The organism is Adlercreutzia sp. St.1H8, assembly GCF_059728655.1.
The window spans coordinates 1,589,318-1,604,024 of sequence record NZ_AP039376.1 but is presented as its reverse complement, the minus strand read 5'-3'; the positions used below and the strand labels follow the sequence as shown (position 1 = coordinate 1,604,024).

General features: G+C 61.5%; 13 protein-coding genes. 6 read left to right on the top strand and 7 right to left on the bottom strand.

From position 1 onward, the window contains the following. Positions 1–4: 4 nt before the first annotated feature. Positions 5–1,255 (bottom strand): aminotransferase class V-fold PLP-dependent enzyme, encoded by a 1,251-nt coding sequence (locus AC6I0Y_RS06140; RefSeq protein ID WP_497730154.1) that lies wholly within the window; start codon positions 1,253–1,255, stop codon positions 5–7. Next, positions 1,245–2,864 (bottom strand): PucR family transcriptional regulator, encoded by a 1,620-nt coding sequence (locus AC6I0Y_RS06135; RefSeq protein ID WP_497730152.1) that lies wholly within the window; start codon positions 2,862–2,864, stop codon positions 1,245–1,247. Before AC6I0Y_RS06135 ends, AC6I0Y_RS06140 begins: the two co-directional genes overlap by 11 nt. 129 nt (positions 2,865–2,993) lie before the next feature. Here AC6I0Y_RS06135 and AC6I0Y_RS06130 point away from each other — a divergent pair, with 129 nt between their 5' ends. The 3 genes from AC6I0Y_RS06130 to AC6I0Y_RS06120 all read left to right on the top strand — a co-directional run bounded on the left by AC6I0Y_RS06130 (position 2,994) and on the right by AC6I0Y_RS06120 (position 5,495). Then, positions 2,994–3,389 (top strand): hypothetical protein, encoded by a 396-nt coding sequence (locus tag AC6I0Y_RS06130; protein WP_497730150.1) that lies wholly within the window; start codon positions 2,994–2,996, stop codon positions 3,387–3,389. Positions 3,390–3,461: 72 nt separating this feature from the next. After that, complete coding sequence (locus AC6I0Y_RS06125; protein ID WP_497730148.1) at positions 3,462–5,024, top strand: hypothetical protein; 1,563 nt, start codon at positions 3,462–3,464, stop codon at positions 5,022–5,024. 12 nt (positions 5,025–5,036) lie between these two features. Further along, the gene (locus AC6I0Y_RS06120) at positions 5,037–5,495 is read left to right on the top strand and encodes a SufE family protein (protein WP_497730145.1); all 459 of its coding nucleotides are present in this window, start codon (positions 5,037–5,039) and stop codon (positions 5,493–5,495) included. A 322-nt stretch (positions 5,496–5,817) separates the two neighbouring features. Here the strand turns inward: AC6I0Y_RS06120 and AC6I0Y_RS06115 are convergent, their stop codons facing one another. Continuing rightward, positions 5,818–6,393: a TetR/AcrR family transcriptional regulator gene (locus AC6I0Y_RS06115; RefSeq protein ID WP_497730143.1), complete on the bottom strand. Its 576-nt coding sequence runs from the start codon at positions 6,391–6,393 to the stop codon at positions 5,818–5,820. A gap of 154 nt (positions 6,394–6,547) precedes the next feature. Here AC6I0Y_RS06115 and AC6I0Y_RS06110 point away from each other — a divergent pair, with 154 nt between their 5' ends. The 3 genes from AC6I0Y_RS06110 (at position 6,548) to AC6I0Y_RS06100 (ending at position 9,535) form a co-directional block, all read left to right on the top strand. Beyond that, complete coding sequence (locus AC6I0Y_RS06110; RefSeq protein WP_497730141.1) at positions 6,548–6,847, top strand: hypothetical protein; 300 nt, start codon at positions 6,548–6,550, stop codon at positions 6,845–6,847. Positions 6,848–6,872: 25 nt separating this feature from the next. Continuing rightward, entirely contained in the window at positions 6,873–9,050 is a 2,178-nt protein-coding gene (locus AC6I0Y_RS06105; protein ID WP_497730139.1) for a molybdopterin-dependent oxidoreductase, read from the top strand. A gap of 152 nt (positions 9,051–9,202) precedes the next feature. Continuing rightward, positions 9,203–9,535 carry an oxidoreductase gene (locus AC6I0Y_RS06100; protein WP_497730138.1) on the top strand — a complete coding sequence of 111 codons (333 nt, stop codon included), beginning with the start codon at positions 9,203–9,205 and terminating at the stop codon, positions 9,533–9,535. Positions 9,536–10,434: 899 nt separating this feature from the next. Here the strand turns inward: AC6I0Y_RS06100 and guaA are convergent. From guaA to gltX, 4 genes are all read right to left on the bottom strand, one after another. Further along, positions 10,435–11,415 (bottom strand): glutamine-hydrolyzing GMP synthase, encoded by a 981-nt coding sequence (gene guaA, locus AC6I0Y_RS06095; protein WP_497730136.1) that lies wholly within the window; start codon positions 11,413–11,415, stop codon positions 10,435–10,437. 158 nt (positions 11,416–11,573) lie between these two features. Beyond that, positions 11,574–12,002 (bottom strand): PaaI family thioesterase, encoded by a 429-nt coding sequence (locus tag AC6I0Y_RS06090; protein ID WP_497730134.1) that lies wholly within the window; start codon positions 12,000–12,002, stop codon positions 11,574–11,576. 16 nt (positions 12,003–12,018) lie between these two features. Then, positions 12,019–13,092, bottom strand: coding sequence for an ATP-binding protein (locus tag AC6I0Y_RS06085; protein ID WP_497730133.1), 1,074 nt, complete (start codon positions 13,090–13,092; stop codon positions 12,019–12,021). After that, positions 13,093–14,706, bottom strand: a complete 1,614-nt coding sequence (gltX, locus tag AC6I0Y_RS06080; protein WP_497730131.1) for a glutamate--tRNA ligase — start codon at positions 14,704–14,706, stop codon at positions 13,093–13,095. Between the last annotated feature and the right edge of the window lies 1 nt (position 14,707).

The following is a 14,707-nucleotide window of genomic DNA, read 5'->3' as shown; positions in this document are numbered from 1 at the left end:
GCGCTTACAGGATGCTCATTGCCCGTTCCACGCAGGCTACGGCCGCATCAACTTCCGCTGACGTGTTGTAGAATGCAGGTGATAAACGGCACACCTTGCCCAGGGAAAGCGCCTCGTCCAAAAGCGGTTGGGCGCACTGCGATCCCGATCGCGCGGCCACGCCCATCTTGTCCAGCAGCGTGGCCATATCCAAAGGGTGGGCACCCTCCACCGTGAACGACACCACGCCGGCGCGCTGAGCGGGTGCGCCCGCAATATGTACGCGCGGCAGAGCGGCCAGACCCGTTTCCAGCTGTTCCAGTAGCTCGTGCTCACGCTGCGTAATGTCGTCACGCCCCACAGCCTCCAAAAAGTCGATGGCCGCCGAAAGTCCGATAGCGCCCACGTAATTTGGGGTACCGGGTTCTAGGCGCAATGGCGCCGCCTCGAAGGTAGAGCAGTCGGTGCGCACCTCTTCTACCATTTCCCCGCCAAAACCCGTGGGCGGCAGCTCGTCCAGTAGCGCTCGCTTGCCGTACAGCACGCCGATACCGGTGGGTCCCATCATCTTGTGACCCGAAAACGCCAGGAAATCGCAGTCGAGCGCCTGAACGTCCACTCTTTCGTGGCGAATGGCCTGGGCGGCGTCAACCAGCACGAACCAGCCGTATTCGTGGCCCATCTCTATTAGGCGTGCGGTTGGCGTCACCGTTCCCAACACGTTGGATACCAGGGCGAACGCCAAAATACCTTGGGGCTGCGTATCCAGCAGCGAGCGCAGGGCCGCCTCATCAAGGTCGCCTGCAGGGGTGAGAGGCGCCACGGCAAACGAGCCGCCCGTGCGCTTTGCCCACTGCTGCCAGGGCACGAAGTTGGAATGGTGCTCCAGCGCCGTGGTTACCGCCGAGAAGTCGGCGCCTTTCAAAGCCGCCCAGCCAGCGGCCACCAGGTTGATGGCATCGGTGGTGCCGCCCGTGAACACAATCTCGTCGGACGAGGGCGCGTTCACAAACCGGGCCACATTCTCGCGCGCCGCCTCCAGGCTGCGGGTGGAACGAGCGCTCAGCGTGTGAGTGGCGCGGTGCACATTGGCGTTGTTGGTGCGGTAATGATCGGCTATGGCTCCAATCACGTCTTCGGAGACTTGGGTGGTGGCCGCGTTGTCTAGATAAATAAGAGGGCGTCTGTTCACCTGCTGATTAAGAATAGGGAAGCGCTCGCGCACACGCGTCCAGTCCACGGCGCCCAGCTCATTGGTGAACTCCCTAGACGACATGCTGCCTCCTCAAGTTGTATTCCAATAGAAACGCCTGGCGAAAGGCGTAGGAATCGAAGTCCAAATCGTAGCGCTTCTGCAGCGCCTCAAGGCGGTATAGAAGCGAGTTTCTGTGCATGAGCAGCGCTTTGGCCGCATTGGTGGCGCGCCGCTCGTGGGAAAGGTAGGTGACGATGATGTCTAAGTTGTTGCTGCCGGCGAGTTCGTCGTCGTGGGCAATCTGCTCCACGAGGCCATGGGTGCGGCAGAACCAGTCAAGCGGCCGATTCTCCGAGCGTCCGAACAACAGAAAGTCGAAGTAGCACTCACTAAAGCGCATGAGAAACGATGAGGGTTTCTCGCCCGAGGCCAAAAGCGGCGCAGTAAACCGCGCGAGCGCGAAACACGCCTGCTGATAGGCGAAGCTCACATCGAAGGGCGAATCCACCTCGTTCGAGCAACCGCAGATGCCGCCGTGAACGTTTAGAAACGCGGTTACGCGTGGAAGCAGTTCCCGGTGCGGCGCGCTCTTTTCGCGCTGGCCGGTTGAAGTGGCTGCCTCATGCACGATAACCACGTGGCTGCCGAATTCCACCACTTGCTCCTGGGGGAACTCGCCCTCCAGCTGGCTCGCCAAGTAGTGCAGCTCGCTCGTAGTGGGCTCATCGACGTGGGTTCCGGGCGAAAAGACCAGCACGGTGAAGTGTCCAGTGCGGTCAATGCCTGCCAGCTCAAGTTCGTCGGTGGTGGCAGTAGCATCGGTAAGCGTCCCCGAAAGCAGCCCGGTAAGGGTGCGCCCGTAGGCCGATTCGCTGCCGCGCCGCTGGCGCCATTCACGCTTCACCAGCATTTCCAGGTGCTCGACGAAGATATCAAAGGTGTCCATAAGGGCCGGAGTGCGGGTGCGGCGGTTGAAGCGCATGATAATGTGCACGAAATAGGTGGTCTGCATATGGAAGATATAGGAGGCGCTTTCGGTGTCGGCGGTAAGCGGGTGCTCGTGTATTACCAGGCCGCGCTGGCGTTCCCACACCTTGAACAGATGGTGCTGGCTGAACAGAGCTACAGTTTCGGCATCGTGATAGCCGTTTTTCACCAGACGCTTGGATACGTCGTCGTCGGGCTGGATACCGTGGGTGCATGCCAGAAGACGGAAGTTCAAATCGGTGATGGAAATGAAGTTCCCCAAAATGGGCTCGCTGCAATCGACGAGGCGTTGGTAGCCGCCATTTTCCAGCAGTGAGAGCTTCATGCGGCTTTGCCACAGCTGGAAACGCGCCGCCTGTTCCTGTATGTGAAGTACGAGCGCAGCAGTGTCGCCCGTGCGCACGCGATAGGCGCATCCTTTGGGTACGCGGGCGGGGGAGTCTTGCTCATAAAGCGCGCAAGCGCTTGCATGTGGATGTGTGGCCAGATAAGACTGCACCTGATGGGGCGTGCCCACGAACAGCACACGCGAGCCTTCGGAGGCGGGAACAATGGGGGCCTCCGCCGTTGCGGCCTCTTGTTCTTCAAGGTCCGTATCGCGTTCGGTTCCCACTATCACGGCATCGAACCTTCCCCGTTGCTTCGGTGCTGAAAACACCTCGCAATCGTCGAATCCGTCAATGAGCATGGTAAAGGTGAACACGTTGCCTGCTTTCTTTCAAATTCTCCTAAAATTGCCTCTATTTTTGGTAATTTTACCCGATACGAGGCTCACTCTTCAATTGTAAAATGGCCCCATTGTTCATGCTTCGGGCTGAGGGGGGGGGGCAGCGTGGATTACGCCGAGCGTCTTAAAGACAATCTTCAGTGTGCCGAGGCATTGGTGACCCCCCTTCGCGAAAGCGCGGGCAGCTTCGAAACGTTCATGGAACTGCTCACTCAATATGTGAAGCTGCGCTACATGATTGACGACACCGATTTTTGGTCGGACGACCTGCGCGAACTTTCCGCCTTCAGCATGAAGCATCAGCAAGATACCGTGGGCGAGAACACGAGTGCTCTGCAGGACACTTCGCTTAACTGTGCTGGCGCCACCTCTGCGGAAACCAAGCAGATTCTGCTGCTTATGAAGCTTCGGAAAGATTTGGGTGTCCAGCTGGCGCCCGACTACATTGGCACCGCCCGCAGCCTGACCGAAGTGGCCCAGCGCCTGTTCGAGCAGCTGTAGGGCAACAACAACCAAGGGAAACCGGCAGGAAAAGGACTGCCGTTCAAGCAAGAGGAGAAAAGGAGCAAACACATGGATCAGGTGAACAAGACACAGGACATCAAGCTCAACATCAAGCCGGTAGTGTTCGGCCTCATTCACGAGTACGTGTTCGAAGGCCCCTGCCGATTTGGTCATGGTGACGAGCTGACAACCGAATTCGACGAGGCCCGTACCGCGCAGATTGCCGCCGGTTGGGAAGAAACCCTCCACAAGGAGCTCGGCGAGCTGCCCTACGTGAACATCATGGATACCTACGTCAGCAAGCGCGATGAAACCTTCCCCATCACCGATGAGCTCATTGATGACTTGTGCGCCGATTCGGACGACGTCGATTTGTACGTCGTCACCTATTATCCCTTCGGCATCGATTTCGCGTTGCAGCTTGCCCTTAAGACCGGCAAGCCTATCGCGGTTACGCTCACGGGCTCGGCCACGGGCTCGGCCACGGTGGCCACGCTGCGCGCTCACGGTTGCGAGGGCCTCGGATGGGTTAATTGGGATCAGGCGCGCATCGATGTGAAGGCGCTGCTTGCCCGCAAGGTCATGGAGAACCTGCGCATTTTGGCTTTGGTGCGCAACAACTCCACCACTTCCATCAGCGCCCCCGATTCGTTTATTGATCATGGCGACGTTACCGACAAGCTGGGAATTCGCTTCACCTACATGAACCTGCACGAGTTCGTCGATCAGACGCACGAGGACGATCCCACCTCGAACCCGTCGCTGCCCGGCCGCCGCGAACGCAACATCACGCCCGAAGAGGCCGCGGAAATTCAGAAGATGACCGATGAGCTGGTGGAAGGCGCCCTCGAGGTGGATATGCCCACCGAGAACGTGTACAAGTCGATGCGCGCCCACTACCTCACCCGCAAGCTGCTTTCGGCTTTGGGCTGCAACGCGTTCACGGCACCGTGCCCCGATATGTGCGCCACGCGCCGCTTGAACGAGGAGCAGTTCACCATGTGCCTGAACCACTCCCTGAACAACGAAGAGGGCATCTGCTCGGCATGCGAGTACGATGTGAGCGCGCTCGTTTCCATGCAGCTTTTGAGTGCCCTGTCGCGCACGGCTCCGTACATGGGCAACACCATGATCGTCAAGTATGACGCCGATTCCACCGTGTCGGCTCCGAAATCGCTTTCCAGGCACGAGGAGGGCTTCAACGAGTTCAAGAAGGTTATCGAGGGCAAGGGCGGCATTGTGTGCACCTACCATTCCACCCCGAATCGCAAGATGAACGGCATCGACGGCGAAATGGACGACTACGCGCTACGCCCGTTCGCCATGGACGGCCGTTGGGGCACCACCATTCGCCACGACTTCGCGAAAGACGCCGGTCAGGTGGTTACCGTGGCTCGCTTCGACCCAACCTGCAACAAGCTGTTCGTGGCTCGTGGCACTATCGTTTCCGGTGCCGGCTACTATGACGAGAACTGCTCCGAGGGCGTGTACTACGCGGTGAACGACATTGACTCGTTCAACAAGGGCAGCATCACCACGGGCAACCACCAGGCGCTGGTGTACGGCGATGTATTCGACGAGGCCGTGCGCTTCGGCGAGATGAACGGCTTCGAAGTCCTCACCTGCGCGTAAGGGCGCCCACACATGACCGAAGATTGCGGGGTGGAGCCGGGTGGTTCCACCCTTCGAGACGAGAAGGATATCCGCGAGGCGCAGCAGCGCATGGTTGTGCGCTTCACGGAAATGGACGACCCCCTGTTCACCTACGAGCTGCTCATTGATGCCGGGCGGCGCCTCGAGCGCCTTCTCGAGGCGGAGAAAACCGACGGGCGCAAAGTGAAGGGCTGCCAAAGCCAAGCGTGGCTGAAGCTTTCCGCACCGGGCGGTGCGTTTCGGATGGAGGCCGACAGCGACACGCTGGTAGTGTGTGGTATCCTGGAGATGCTCACCGAGGCCTTTAACGGGGCGTCATGTGCGGCGGTGGCTGCCGCGCCGGTTGACTTCCTGCAAGAAGCCGGCGTCATGGACACCTTCGATGCTACCCGCCGCGCCGGAATCTCCCGCATCATTGAGGATATTCGCGCCTTCGCCGCTGCGCAATAACGTGGCGGAAGCGTACTGGGTGCCAGCAATCAGCTATGCAGCGGCCGCGCTCTGCGCTCACAACCATTCTCGTTAGGGCCCGCTCTTCGTAACGGAGCGGGCCCTTGTGATTTCCGCACTGCCGCTCGGCGGGTAAGTTTTGCCGATTCCCCGCATTCGCGAACTTCCTCCGTTGACATTCGCTCGCGCTGATCCGCAGAACAATTTTGGCTGTACCACAATTTACGGTGCCAAATTGGCACCGTAGCTCTGAACTGGTATTTTTCATTCAGATGGGCTTCCCACGCGCCGCTGAGTAGCATGTTGGGTAATGCATTGAGGATCACTTCGTCTCGAATCCAAGAAACCGTAGCAAGAAGTCGGTGCTTCCCTCTTCGAGCGCATCGGCAGATATGGGCATTTCGTTTGTCAGCCACCAGCAAAGGGTGTGCACCATGCCCCCGGCATAGAACATGCTTATGAACTCGGGCGTCGCCGATAGGACGATGCCTTGTCGATTGGCCTCCGAGCTCACCTTCTCCGCTATGCCTGCCGCAGCCTGATTCATCACCATGTCCAAGGATCCCGTCAATGCGGTTTTTCCTATGTTTCGGCTCAGCCACCCGTAGTTCTCGACTGAGAACTCGATGAGCTTGCGATGCATGTAGCGCGTATAGCTCTCCAGGCTTTCGACGCCATTCGCATCCTCGGCCTCTGCGAGGAACTGCTCGGTTATGGTCTGGAGATACCACTCGAAGAAGGCGTTCTTGTCCTTGAAATGGCGATAGAAGGTGGCTCGGCGCACCGTCGACAGCTCGCAGATCTCACTCACCGAGATCTCCTCGAAGGGCTTCTTGTCCAGAAGCTCTTGCAGCGCATCCCGCAGCATCGCTCTGGTTCTTGTCATCCGTATATCCACGAATCGTTCCTCCAAAAATGAGACACTTCGCGTTTTGTGTCACATATGTGTCTAAATGCGTATCTTGAATCCTTACAAAATCCCTTTTCAGATGCCATGATAACGATATTGGTGACAAATCTCACATTTTAAACATACGGCGAAGGAGAAAATCATGGAAGAGACCTACGAAGCGATCGTCAAGCTCCCGATTGGAAAGAAGCCGTGCACTTTGTCGCTCACGCGCAATGGCGACGGAACCTTTGACGGCGAGTTCACGGTGCTCAACTCCACCGCGCCCGTTACTGACGGCAAGATTGACGATGACGGTAACTACTCGTGCAATTGCACGATCACCACGATTCTCGGAACCATGGAGGGCGTGGCCGAAGGGCGCATCTACGACGGCAAGATCGACGGCTGCGCTAAATGCCGCCTCGGCGTTCTTCCGATGAAATCGGCAGAGCTTTGGTAGCCCGAGGATTCGGAGAGGAGTCTTCATGAAAAGCATCGAAGTAAGCCCCACTCTTCAGCCGAGGCTCGCGGTTGAGCCAGGGGATCTGAAGACCGTCGGCAATGACCTGTCGGCGTTCGAGCACAAGGAGAAGGACTGGCGCTACCGCGAGGGCGACCTCGATGTGACGCGCGGCAGCGCATGGTCGGCACCGGGATGCCACCTTGGTTGCGGTGTTCTCGTCTATTCCAAGGACGGCGAGATCGTCCGCGTTGAGGGCGACCCCGAGAACCCCTACAACCAGGGACGCCTGTGTCCAAGGTGCGTCGCCGTCACGGACATTTTCAACAACCCCTCGCGCATCACGCAACCCATGAAGCGCGCACGCGAGGATCGTGGCAAGGACAAATGGGTTCCCATCTCGTGGGACGAGGCGCTCGACATGGTCGAGAGTAGGTTCAACGAGTACAAGGAGAAGTACGGCGCGGAAAGCGTCGTGTTCCTGCAGGGGACGGGTCGAGACATTGCTGCCTACATCAGTCGACTCGCTTGGTCCTTCGGCAGCCCCAACTACACCTTCAGCCTTTCCAACGTTGCATGCTTCGGCCCGCGCATCCTGGCATCGACCATGCTCGCCGGAACCTTCATGATCGGCGACTACTCCCAGCAGTTCATAGACCGCTACGAGAACCCGGAGTGGCAGTGCCCGGGCGTCACCGTGATATGGGGCAACAACCCGCTCGTTGCGAACTCCGATGGCGCTTACGGTCATTGGGTAACCGACGTGCTCCAGCGCGGATCGAAGCTGCTCGTGGTCGACCCACGCCTCACCTGGCTCGCCGCCCAGGCTGACCTTTGGCTCCAAGTGCGCCCCGGTTCGGATGGCGCGCTCGGCCTTGGCATCTGCAATGCACTCATCCAAAACGAGTGGTACGACAAGGAGTTCGTCGAGCAGCGGGTGTACGGCTTCGACGAGTTCGCAGAGATGTGCGCCGAGTGGACCCCTGAGAGGGCTGAGGAGGTCACCTGGGTTCCCGACGACAAGGTGGTGGCGGCAGCCAGGCTCATCGCCGAGAACGGTCCTGCGCTCCTTCAATGGGGCGTCGCGCTCGATCAGCGTGAGGACTGCGCGGATGGTTCGAGGGCGATCCTCTCCATATTCGCCCTCACCGGCAACATCGAAAAGCCTGGCTCCATGGTGGTCGGACCCGAGCTCTTGAAGTACATCACAGGTTGGGGGCGAGACCTCCTGTCCTACGATGCGGAGGAGAAGCGCATCGGTACCGATGAGCTCGTTCTCTACAAGGTTGGGTTGCAGGTGGCGTCCATCAACAAGATGATCGATCACATGATCGAGCAGCCGGAGGACTACCCGCTGAAGGTCTCGTGGCTTCAGACCGTGAACACCATTACCTGCGGAAGCGTCGACAACGAGCGCACGATCGAGGCGTTCGACAACCTCGGGTTCAACGTGGTCGTCGATCTATTCATGACGCCGATGGCGATGCGGCTGGGAGACCTGTTCCTTCCCGTGTGCACCTACGGAGAGCGCAACGGCATCCGATGCGGCGATGGCACGCAAAGAGGCGAGACCATCAACGCCGCAGTGCCCCCTGCGGGCGAGACGCGCTCCGACATGGAGATAAACCTTGAGCTCGGACGCAGGTTCAATCCCGAGGCGTGGCCTTGGGAGAGCGTGGAGGAAATGTTCTCGACCATCCTGGAGCCGTCCGGTATGTCGTTCGAGGAAGTCCGCGAGACCGCTCCGAGCTATCTACCCTTCCAATACAAGAAGTACGAGAAGGGGCTCATGACACTCACGGGAGACCCCGGCTTCCCGACGCCGACGATGAAGCTTGAGTTCTCCTCCCAGATGTGCGAGTTCCTGGGATTCGACCCGTTGCCTCGCTACGTCGAGCCGACGATGACGCCACTTTCGCAACCCGAGCTTTACGAGGAGTATCCGCTCGTGCTCACAACGGGTGCGCGTCGTCACAATACGTTCCATTCCGAGAACAGGCAGGCGCCGCATCTGCGCCACATCCATCCCGAGCCCACTATCCAGATTCACCCCGATGCTGCAGAGAAGTTCGGCGTGAAGGACGGCCAATGGGTATGGGTCGAAGGTCCGGTCGGCACCACGGGGCGTACGGCTCGTGTCAAACGCATCGCCGAAGTCACGCCTATCGTCGATCCCCGCGTGGCCAGCACGGACCACGGCTGATGGCATCCCGAGGGCGACCCCGAGAAACTTTACGATGTCATGGACCTCAACATCAACAACCTCATCTCGTGGAGCAGCGGCAATACCGGTGTCGGCGCGAACTACAAATGCATCCTCTGCAAGATCTACCCAGTCGAGGACGGTGAGTAACCATGGCGAGACAAGCGCTGTTGCTGGATTACAAATGGTGCACGAGCTGCCATTCATGCGAGCTCGCATGCCAGATGAAAAACGAGCTTCCGCCCGATCAGTACGGAATCAAGCTCAACGAGGTAGGGCCATGGGAATACGCGCCGGACAAATGGGAGTTCGCGTACTTCCCCGTGCTCACGAAACAGTGTAACCTGTGCGCCGATCGACAGGCCGAGGGGAAGCTCCCGAGCTGTGTACAGCACTGTCAGTCCAACTGCATCCAGATCATGAACGCAGAGGAGGCTGCTAAGATCGCAGCCGAGAACCCCCACACTCTCTTCATGACGCTCTAGTCCAAGATCATTAGAGTCAGTGGTCGGTCTGGTATGTTCATCAGACCGACCACTGCTTATGTGTAGGCTTCCCGTGTATGCAAAGTTATAGGTTTTGCTGGTGGCTTGCAGGTTCCGTGCAAGAAAAGTTCTGGAAAGTATTCAGAAGTCCAAAAAAATAGACAGAAGTACGCAGAAGTACACAGAAGTACACAGAAGTACACAGAAGTACACAGAAGTACACAGAAGTACACTCACTCCCACTCCCGTGGCGTATAGCCGAAATGGCCTCTCATATGTGCCAATACTTCCATCTCATTATATGCAATGCCGCTGTGTCCAACTGGTGTTGTTACCAGTTCAGAGCAATAGCCGAACATGAATTATTCCCGCAGCAAAGGGAATAAATTCCCAAGATCAAAAACCTGTGTCTTAGCAGGGAGAATGAAGCGAGAATGAAAACGCTGATAACAGCGTTTCTTTTTTACCCATAAAGCCCTGAAAATTTCTTCCCTGGAAATATGAAAAGGAATAAATCTTATCTGAAAATATCGACATAGCACAAGCTCGGGTATGAATTACGCGTAAACAACGTTCTTGTAGAAGCTTGGAGAAGCTCAATTGCCTGCTCTCGAAAAACAGCTTTCGGAAAGTTCATATCAATTTATTCATCAAAATCGATTCGCAAGGAGATGAGACCTATTCGATTAGCTATTAAACTGCATATCAAAGCTCGTATAACAACAACTTGAAAGGTTAAGGAGTTGCTTGAGTAAGTTTACTTGATGTCGAACATACGTCTAGACGAGTTGTGGATTTTCACCCTTTGCGATGATACTCTGATGACGCGAAACGGGAGATTCGTATGGATGCTACAGCGCTCTGAGCAGGGCGTTCAGGTAGCGCTATGCCTCTTTCCGCTATTCCCACTCTACCGTGCCCACGGGCTTGGGGGTCAGGTCGTAGCAGACGCGGCAGATGCCGGGAACCTCGTGGGTGATGCGGTCGGTCATGCGCTTGAGCAGCGCCCAGTCCAGCTCGGGCACCTCGGCGGTCATCACATCCACGGTGTTGATGGCGCGGATGATGACGGGCCACTCGTAGGCGCGCACGCCGTCGCGCACGCCGGTGGCGCGCATGTCGGGCACCACGGCGAAGTACTGCCAGGCACCCACGTTCGCCGCCTCCATCTCCTCGCGCACGATGGCATCGGCCTCGCGCAGGGCCTCCAGGCGGTCGCGGGTGATGGCGCCCAGGCAGCGCACGCCCAGTCCCGGGCCGGGGAAGGGCTGGCGCTCCACCATGGACTCGGGCAGCCCCAGCTCGCGGCCGACCACGCGCACCTCGTCCTTGAACAGCAGCTTTACGGGCTCCACCAGGTCGAACTGCAAATCGTCGGGCAGGCCGCCCACGTTGTGGTGGGCCTTCACGCCGTCCTGGGATTCCAGGATGTCGGGATAGATGGTGCCCTGGGCGAGGAAATCAACCTCGTCGCCCACCTTGCGGGCCTCTTCCTCGAACACGCGGATGAACTCGCCGCCGATGATCTTGCGCTTGGTCTCCGGCTCGTCCACGTCGGCCAGCAAATCCAGGAAGCGGTCGGTGGCGTCCACGTACACCAGATTCGCGTCCATCTGATTCTGGAACACGTCGATGACCTGCTCCGACTCGCCCTTGCGCATAAGGCCGTGGTTCACGTGCACGCACACGAGGTTCTTCCCGATGGCCTTGATGAGCAGCGCCGCCACCACGCTGGAGTCCACGCCGCCGGACAGCGCCAGCAGCACCTTCTTGTCGCCGACCTGCTCGCGCAGGGCGGCAATCTGCTCGTCAATGAACGTCTGGGCAAGCTCGGGCGTGGTGATGCGCTCCATGTCATCGGGGCGGACGTTCTGATCCATCAAGACCTCCTCAGGGTAGCGGACGGCTTTCATGCTCCGCTGATTATAAGCGAACGGGCATCGTCTCGGAATGCGGCCTGCCCAATGGGCCGGGAGAGGGGCGCTGTGCGGCGAACAGGGGGGGCGCCAAAAAGAAACGAGGTTGCGAGCCGCGGCAGCTAGGCGCCTGCGGCCGGCGCGGGCTGGTGGCGGTAGGCGGTGGCGGAGACGCGCGCGATGAGGCGGCCGGTGTCGTCGGTCACCTTGACCGCGTAGAAGGCCAGGTGGCGTCCGTCCTTCTCGCAGTCGGCCGTGGCGGTGAGCTTGGCGCCACGGGTGGCGGAGAGAAACTCGATGGAGCTGGTCACGCTCACCGTGGGCACCTCGCCGACGTTGCAGGCGATGGCCAGCGCGAAGTCGGCGAGCGTGAAGATGGCGCCGCCCATGACGTTGCCCTGGGCGTTGCGATGGATGTCGGCAAGCTCCATCTCGGCTACCCCGTGGCCGCGCCGGCCCTCGACGATGCGGCAGCCCGCCGCCTGGGTGGCGAAGCGGTCGGCGTTGAAGAAGGCCTCGAGCTCGGCTCGGGTGGGGTTCTCGGGAAGCATGGTCGTGCCTTTCTCGCTAGGATGGGCCGGCGTCTCCCGCGCCAGGGGCGATGCCGAGAAACACGCGGCCGTCGGTCGCCTCCACGCGCGCCGCGCCGGTGGGGCAGGCGGCGGCGCACAGGCCGCAGCCCACGCAGTAGAGCGGGTCGTAGGCGAGCACGCCGTCGGCGGCGTCAGGCAGCCGTGCGCCGGTGGGGCAGGCGTCAGCGCAGGCCAGGCAGTCGTCGCAGCGGGCGCGGTCGGTGGCTGACAGCGTGACCTCCACACGGCTGGCCACCGACGGGTCGGCCTCCAGGGCGCTCAGCAGCATCTGTCGGCGCGGCATCATCAGGCGCTGCTCGAGGCCGCCGGCGCAGAAGCGGTTGGGGCGGGGCACGTCGGGCGGCCGCAGCACGCGCGCGCTCGCCCGCAGGCGCTCGCGACGGGCGTAGAAGTCCTGCAGGGCGTCTGAACGCCGGCGCCGGTAGTCGCCCGAGGCGATGTCGGCTACCCCGCGCACGGCGCCGGCGAGGTATCCGCGGCGGTCGGCCTCCTCGGCCGACACCAGGCGCTCCACGAGCGAGGCGTCGGCGGGCACGGTCGAGCGCACGCGCACCTCGCGCCCCGTCCACTCCTGGGCCTGCTCGATGGCCTCGGCAAAAAGCGCCACGGCTGCCTCGCCCGCCCGCTCGCAGCCATCGCAGCGGGCGAAGTCGCAGGCCACGCACGTCTCGACGCCCTCGGCCAGCACCTGGGCCCAGAACTCGGCCGGCAGCGTAGCCAGGCAGGGCACCACGGCCACGCTGGGTGCGGGGTCGCCGTCCGCGTCTGCCGCCAAGAGCTCGCAGGCCACTATGGACTCCTCGCCGCCCCGGGCGATGCGCGCCAGGCGCTCGTGCAAGTCGGCGAGGGTCACGCGAGTGGGGGAGAAGGCGTCGCAGACGCCCACGCACACCCCGCAGCCGGTGCAGGCGTCGTCGTCCACCACCGGCGCCCCGGCCCCGTCGAGCGCGATGGCCTCCGCGGGACACGCCTCCGCGCACCGCGCGCAGGCGCCGCCCCGGGGGTTCAGGCACAGCTCGTCAGCCGCTATGACGCGGGCGCGCGTCACCTAGGCCCCGAACACCTCGGCGGCCACGGCGTCGATGCGCGCGAGCACGTCGGCGGGCTCCATGAGCTCGATGGACTCGAACAGCGGCGGTGACACCATGTTGCCGCACACGGCCACGCGCAAAGGCTGGAGCAGGTTCTTCACCTTGAGGTCGAGCGGCTCGGCGAGCGCGCGGCACGCTTCCTCGAGCGCGGTGGCCTCCCAGGGCACGTCCTCGCGGGCGAGCGCCTCGCGGCAGGCGGCCAGGGCCTCCTCGGCCCGAGCGCCCTCCTTGAGCAGCACCTTCCTCACGCTCTTCTCGTCCAGGCGCACCCCGGCGCCCCAGAACAGGAACTCCAGCTTCGCGGGGATCTCGTCCAGGCGATTCAGGCGCTCGATGACGAGCGGATACACCGGCGCGTAGGCGTTCGGGTCGGCCTCGATGTCGGCCAAAGCGGCCGCCACGGCCTCGTCCCAGCCCTCGCAGCCTGGGCCGAAGTCGCGGACGGGCGCCTCCTCTCCGGGCGCGGGCGTGGGCACGATCACCGCGCCGTCGTCCACCGACGCGCCCTGGGCCTCGGCGCGGGCGATCCACGGGGCAGCCGCGGCCAGCCAGGCATCCTCGTCCATCTCGCGCAGGTACACGCCGTTCATCCAGTCGAGCTTCTGGGGGTCCATCACGCCGTGCTTCTTGCTGATACGGTCGAGCGAGAACACGCGGCAGAGCTCCTCAGGCGGCACGATGGTGGTCTCGCCGTCCAGCGACCAGCCGATGAGCGCGAGGAAGTTCACGAGCGCGTCGGGCAGGTAGCCCTCGTCGCGGAACTGCTCCACCGACGTGGCCCCATGGCGCTTGGAGAGCTTGTGGCCGTCCGGCCCCAGGATCATGGGCAGGTGCGCGAACAGCGGCACCTTCGCGCCGAGCGCCTCGTAGACGAGCACTTGGCGCGGCGTGTTGGACAGGTGGTCGTCGCCGCGGATGACGTGGGTCATGGCCATGTTGACGTCGTCGCACACCACGGCGAAGTTGTAGGTGAAGGTGCCGTCGGTGCGCTTGAGGATCATGTCGTCCATCACGTCAAGCGGGAACGACATGTGCCCGTACACGGCGTCCTCGAACTCCACCGGGCCGTGTCCCTCCGGCACCGCCAGGCGCCAGACGTGGGGCTCGCCAGCTGCGATGCGCGCGGCGGCCTCCTCGGGCGCGATCGCCCGGCAGGTGCGGTCGTAGCCGCCGTATCCGCCCTCCTCGGCCTCGGCCTTCTTGCGCTTGGCGTCGAGCTCCTCCTTCGTGCAGAAGCACGGGTAGGCCGCCCCGGCGGCGATGAGCTGGTCGAGGGCCGCCTGATAGGTGTCGGTGCGCTCGGTCTGGAAGTAGGGGCCGCACGCGCCGCCCACGCTCGGGCCCTCGTCCCAATCAAGGCCCAGCCATTCCATGGCGCGCAGGATGATGCCGGTGTTCTCCGCCGTGGAGCGCTCGGGGTCGGTGTCCTCGATGCGCAGCACGAAGGTGCCGCCCATGGCGCGGGCGAAGGCCCAGTTGTAGATGGCGGTGCGCGCGCCGCCCACGTGGAGCTTGCCGGTGGGGGAGGGTGCGAAGCGCACGCGGACGGGGGTGTCGGTGGTAGCAGTCATG

What these genes read in the sequence shown, in the direction of transcription:
- AC6I0Y_RS06110 (WP_497730141.1), top strand. Translation starts at nt 6,548, where the DNA reads ATGGAAGAGACCTACGAAGCGATCGTCAAGCTCCCGATTGGAAAGAAG.
- gltX (WP_497730131.1), bottom strand. Translation starts at nt 14,706, where the DNA reads ATGACTGCTACCACCGACACCCCCGTCCGCGTGCGCTTCGCACCCTCC.
- AC6I0Y_RS06120 (WP_497730145.1), top strand. Translation starts at nt 5,037, where the DNA reads ATGACCGAAGATTGCGGGGTGGAGCCGGGTGGTTCCACCCTTCGAGAC.
- AC6I0Y_RS06090 (WP_497730134.1), bottom strand. Translation starts at nt 12,002, where the DNA reads ATGCTTCCCGAGAACCCCACCCGAGCCGAGCTCGAGGCCTTCTTCAAC.
- AC6I0Y_RS06100 (WP_497730138.1), top strand. Translation starts at nt 9,203, where the DNA reads ATGGCGAGACAAGCGCTGTTGCTGGATTACAAATGGTGCACGAGCTGC.
- guaA (WP_497730136.1), bottom strand. Translation starts at nt 11,415, where the DNA reads ATGGATCAGAACGTCCGCCCCGATGACATGGAGCGCATCACCACGCCC.
- AC6I0Y_RS06105 (WP_497730139.1), top strand. Translation starts at nt 6,873, where the DNA reads ATGAAAAGCATCGAAGTAAGCCCCACTCTTCAGCCGAGGCTCGCGGTT.
- AC6I0Y_RS06140 (WP_497730154.1), bottom strand. Translation starts at nt 1,255, where the DNA reads ATGTCGTCTAGGGAGTTCACCAATGAGCTGGGCGCCGTGGACTGGACG.
- AC6I0Y_RS06125 (WP_497730148.1), top strand. Translation starts at nt 3,462, where the DNA reads ATGGATCAGGTGAACAAGACACAGGACATCAAGCTCAACATCAAGCCG.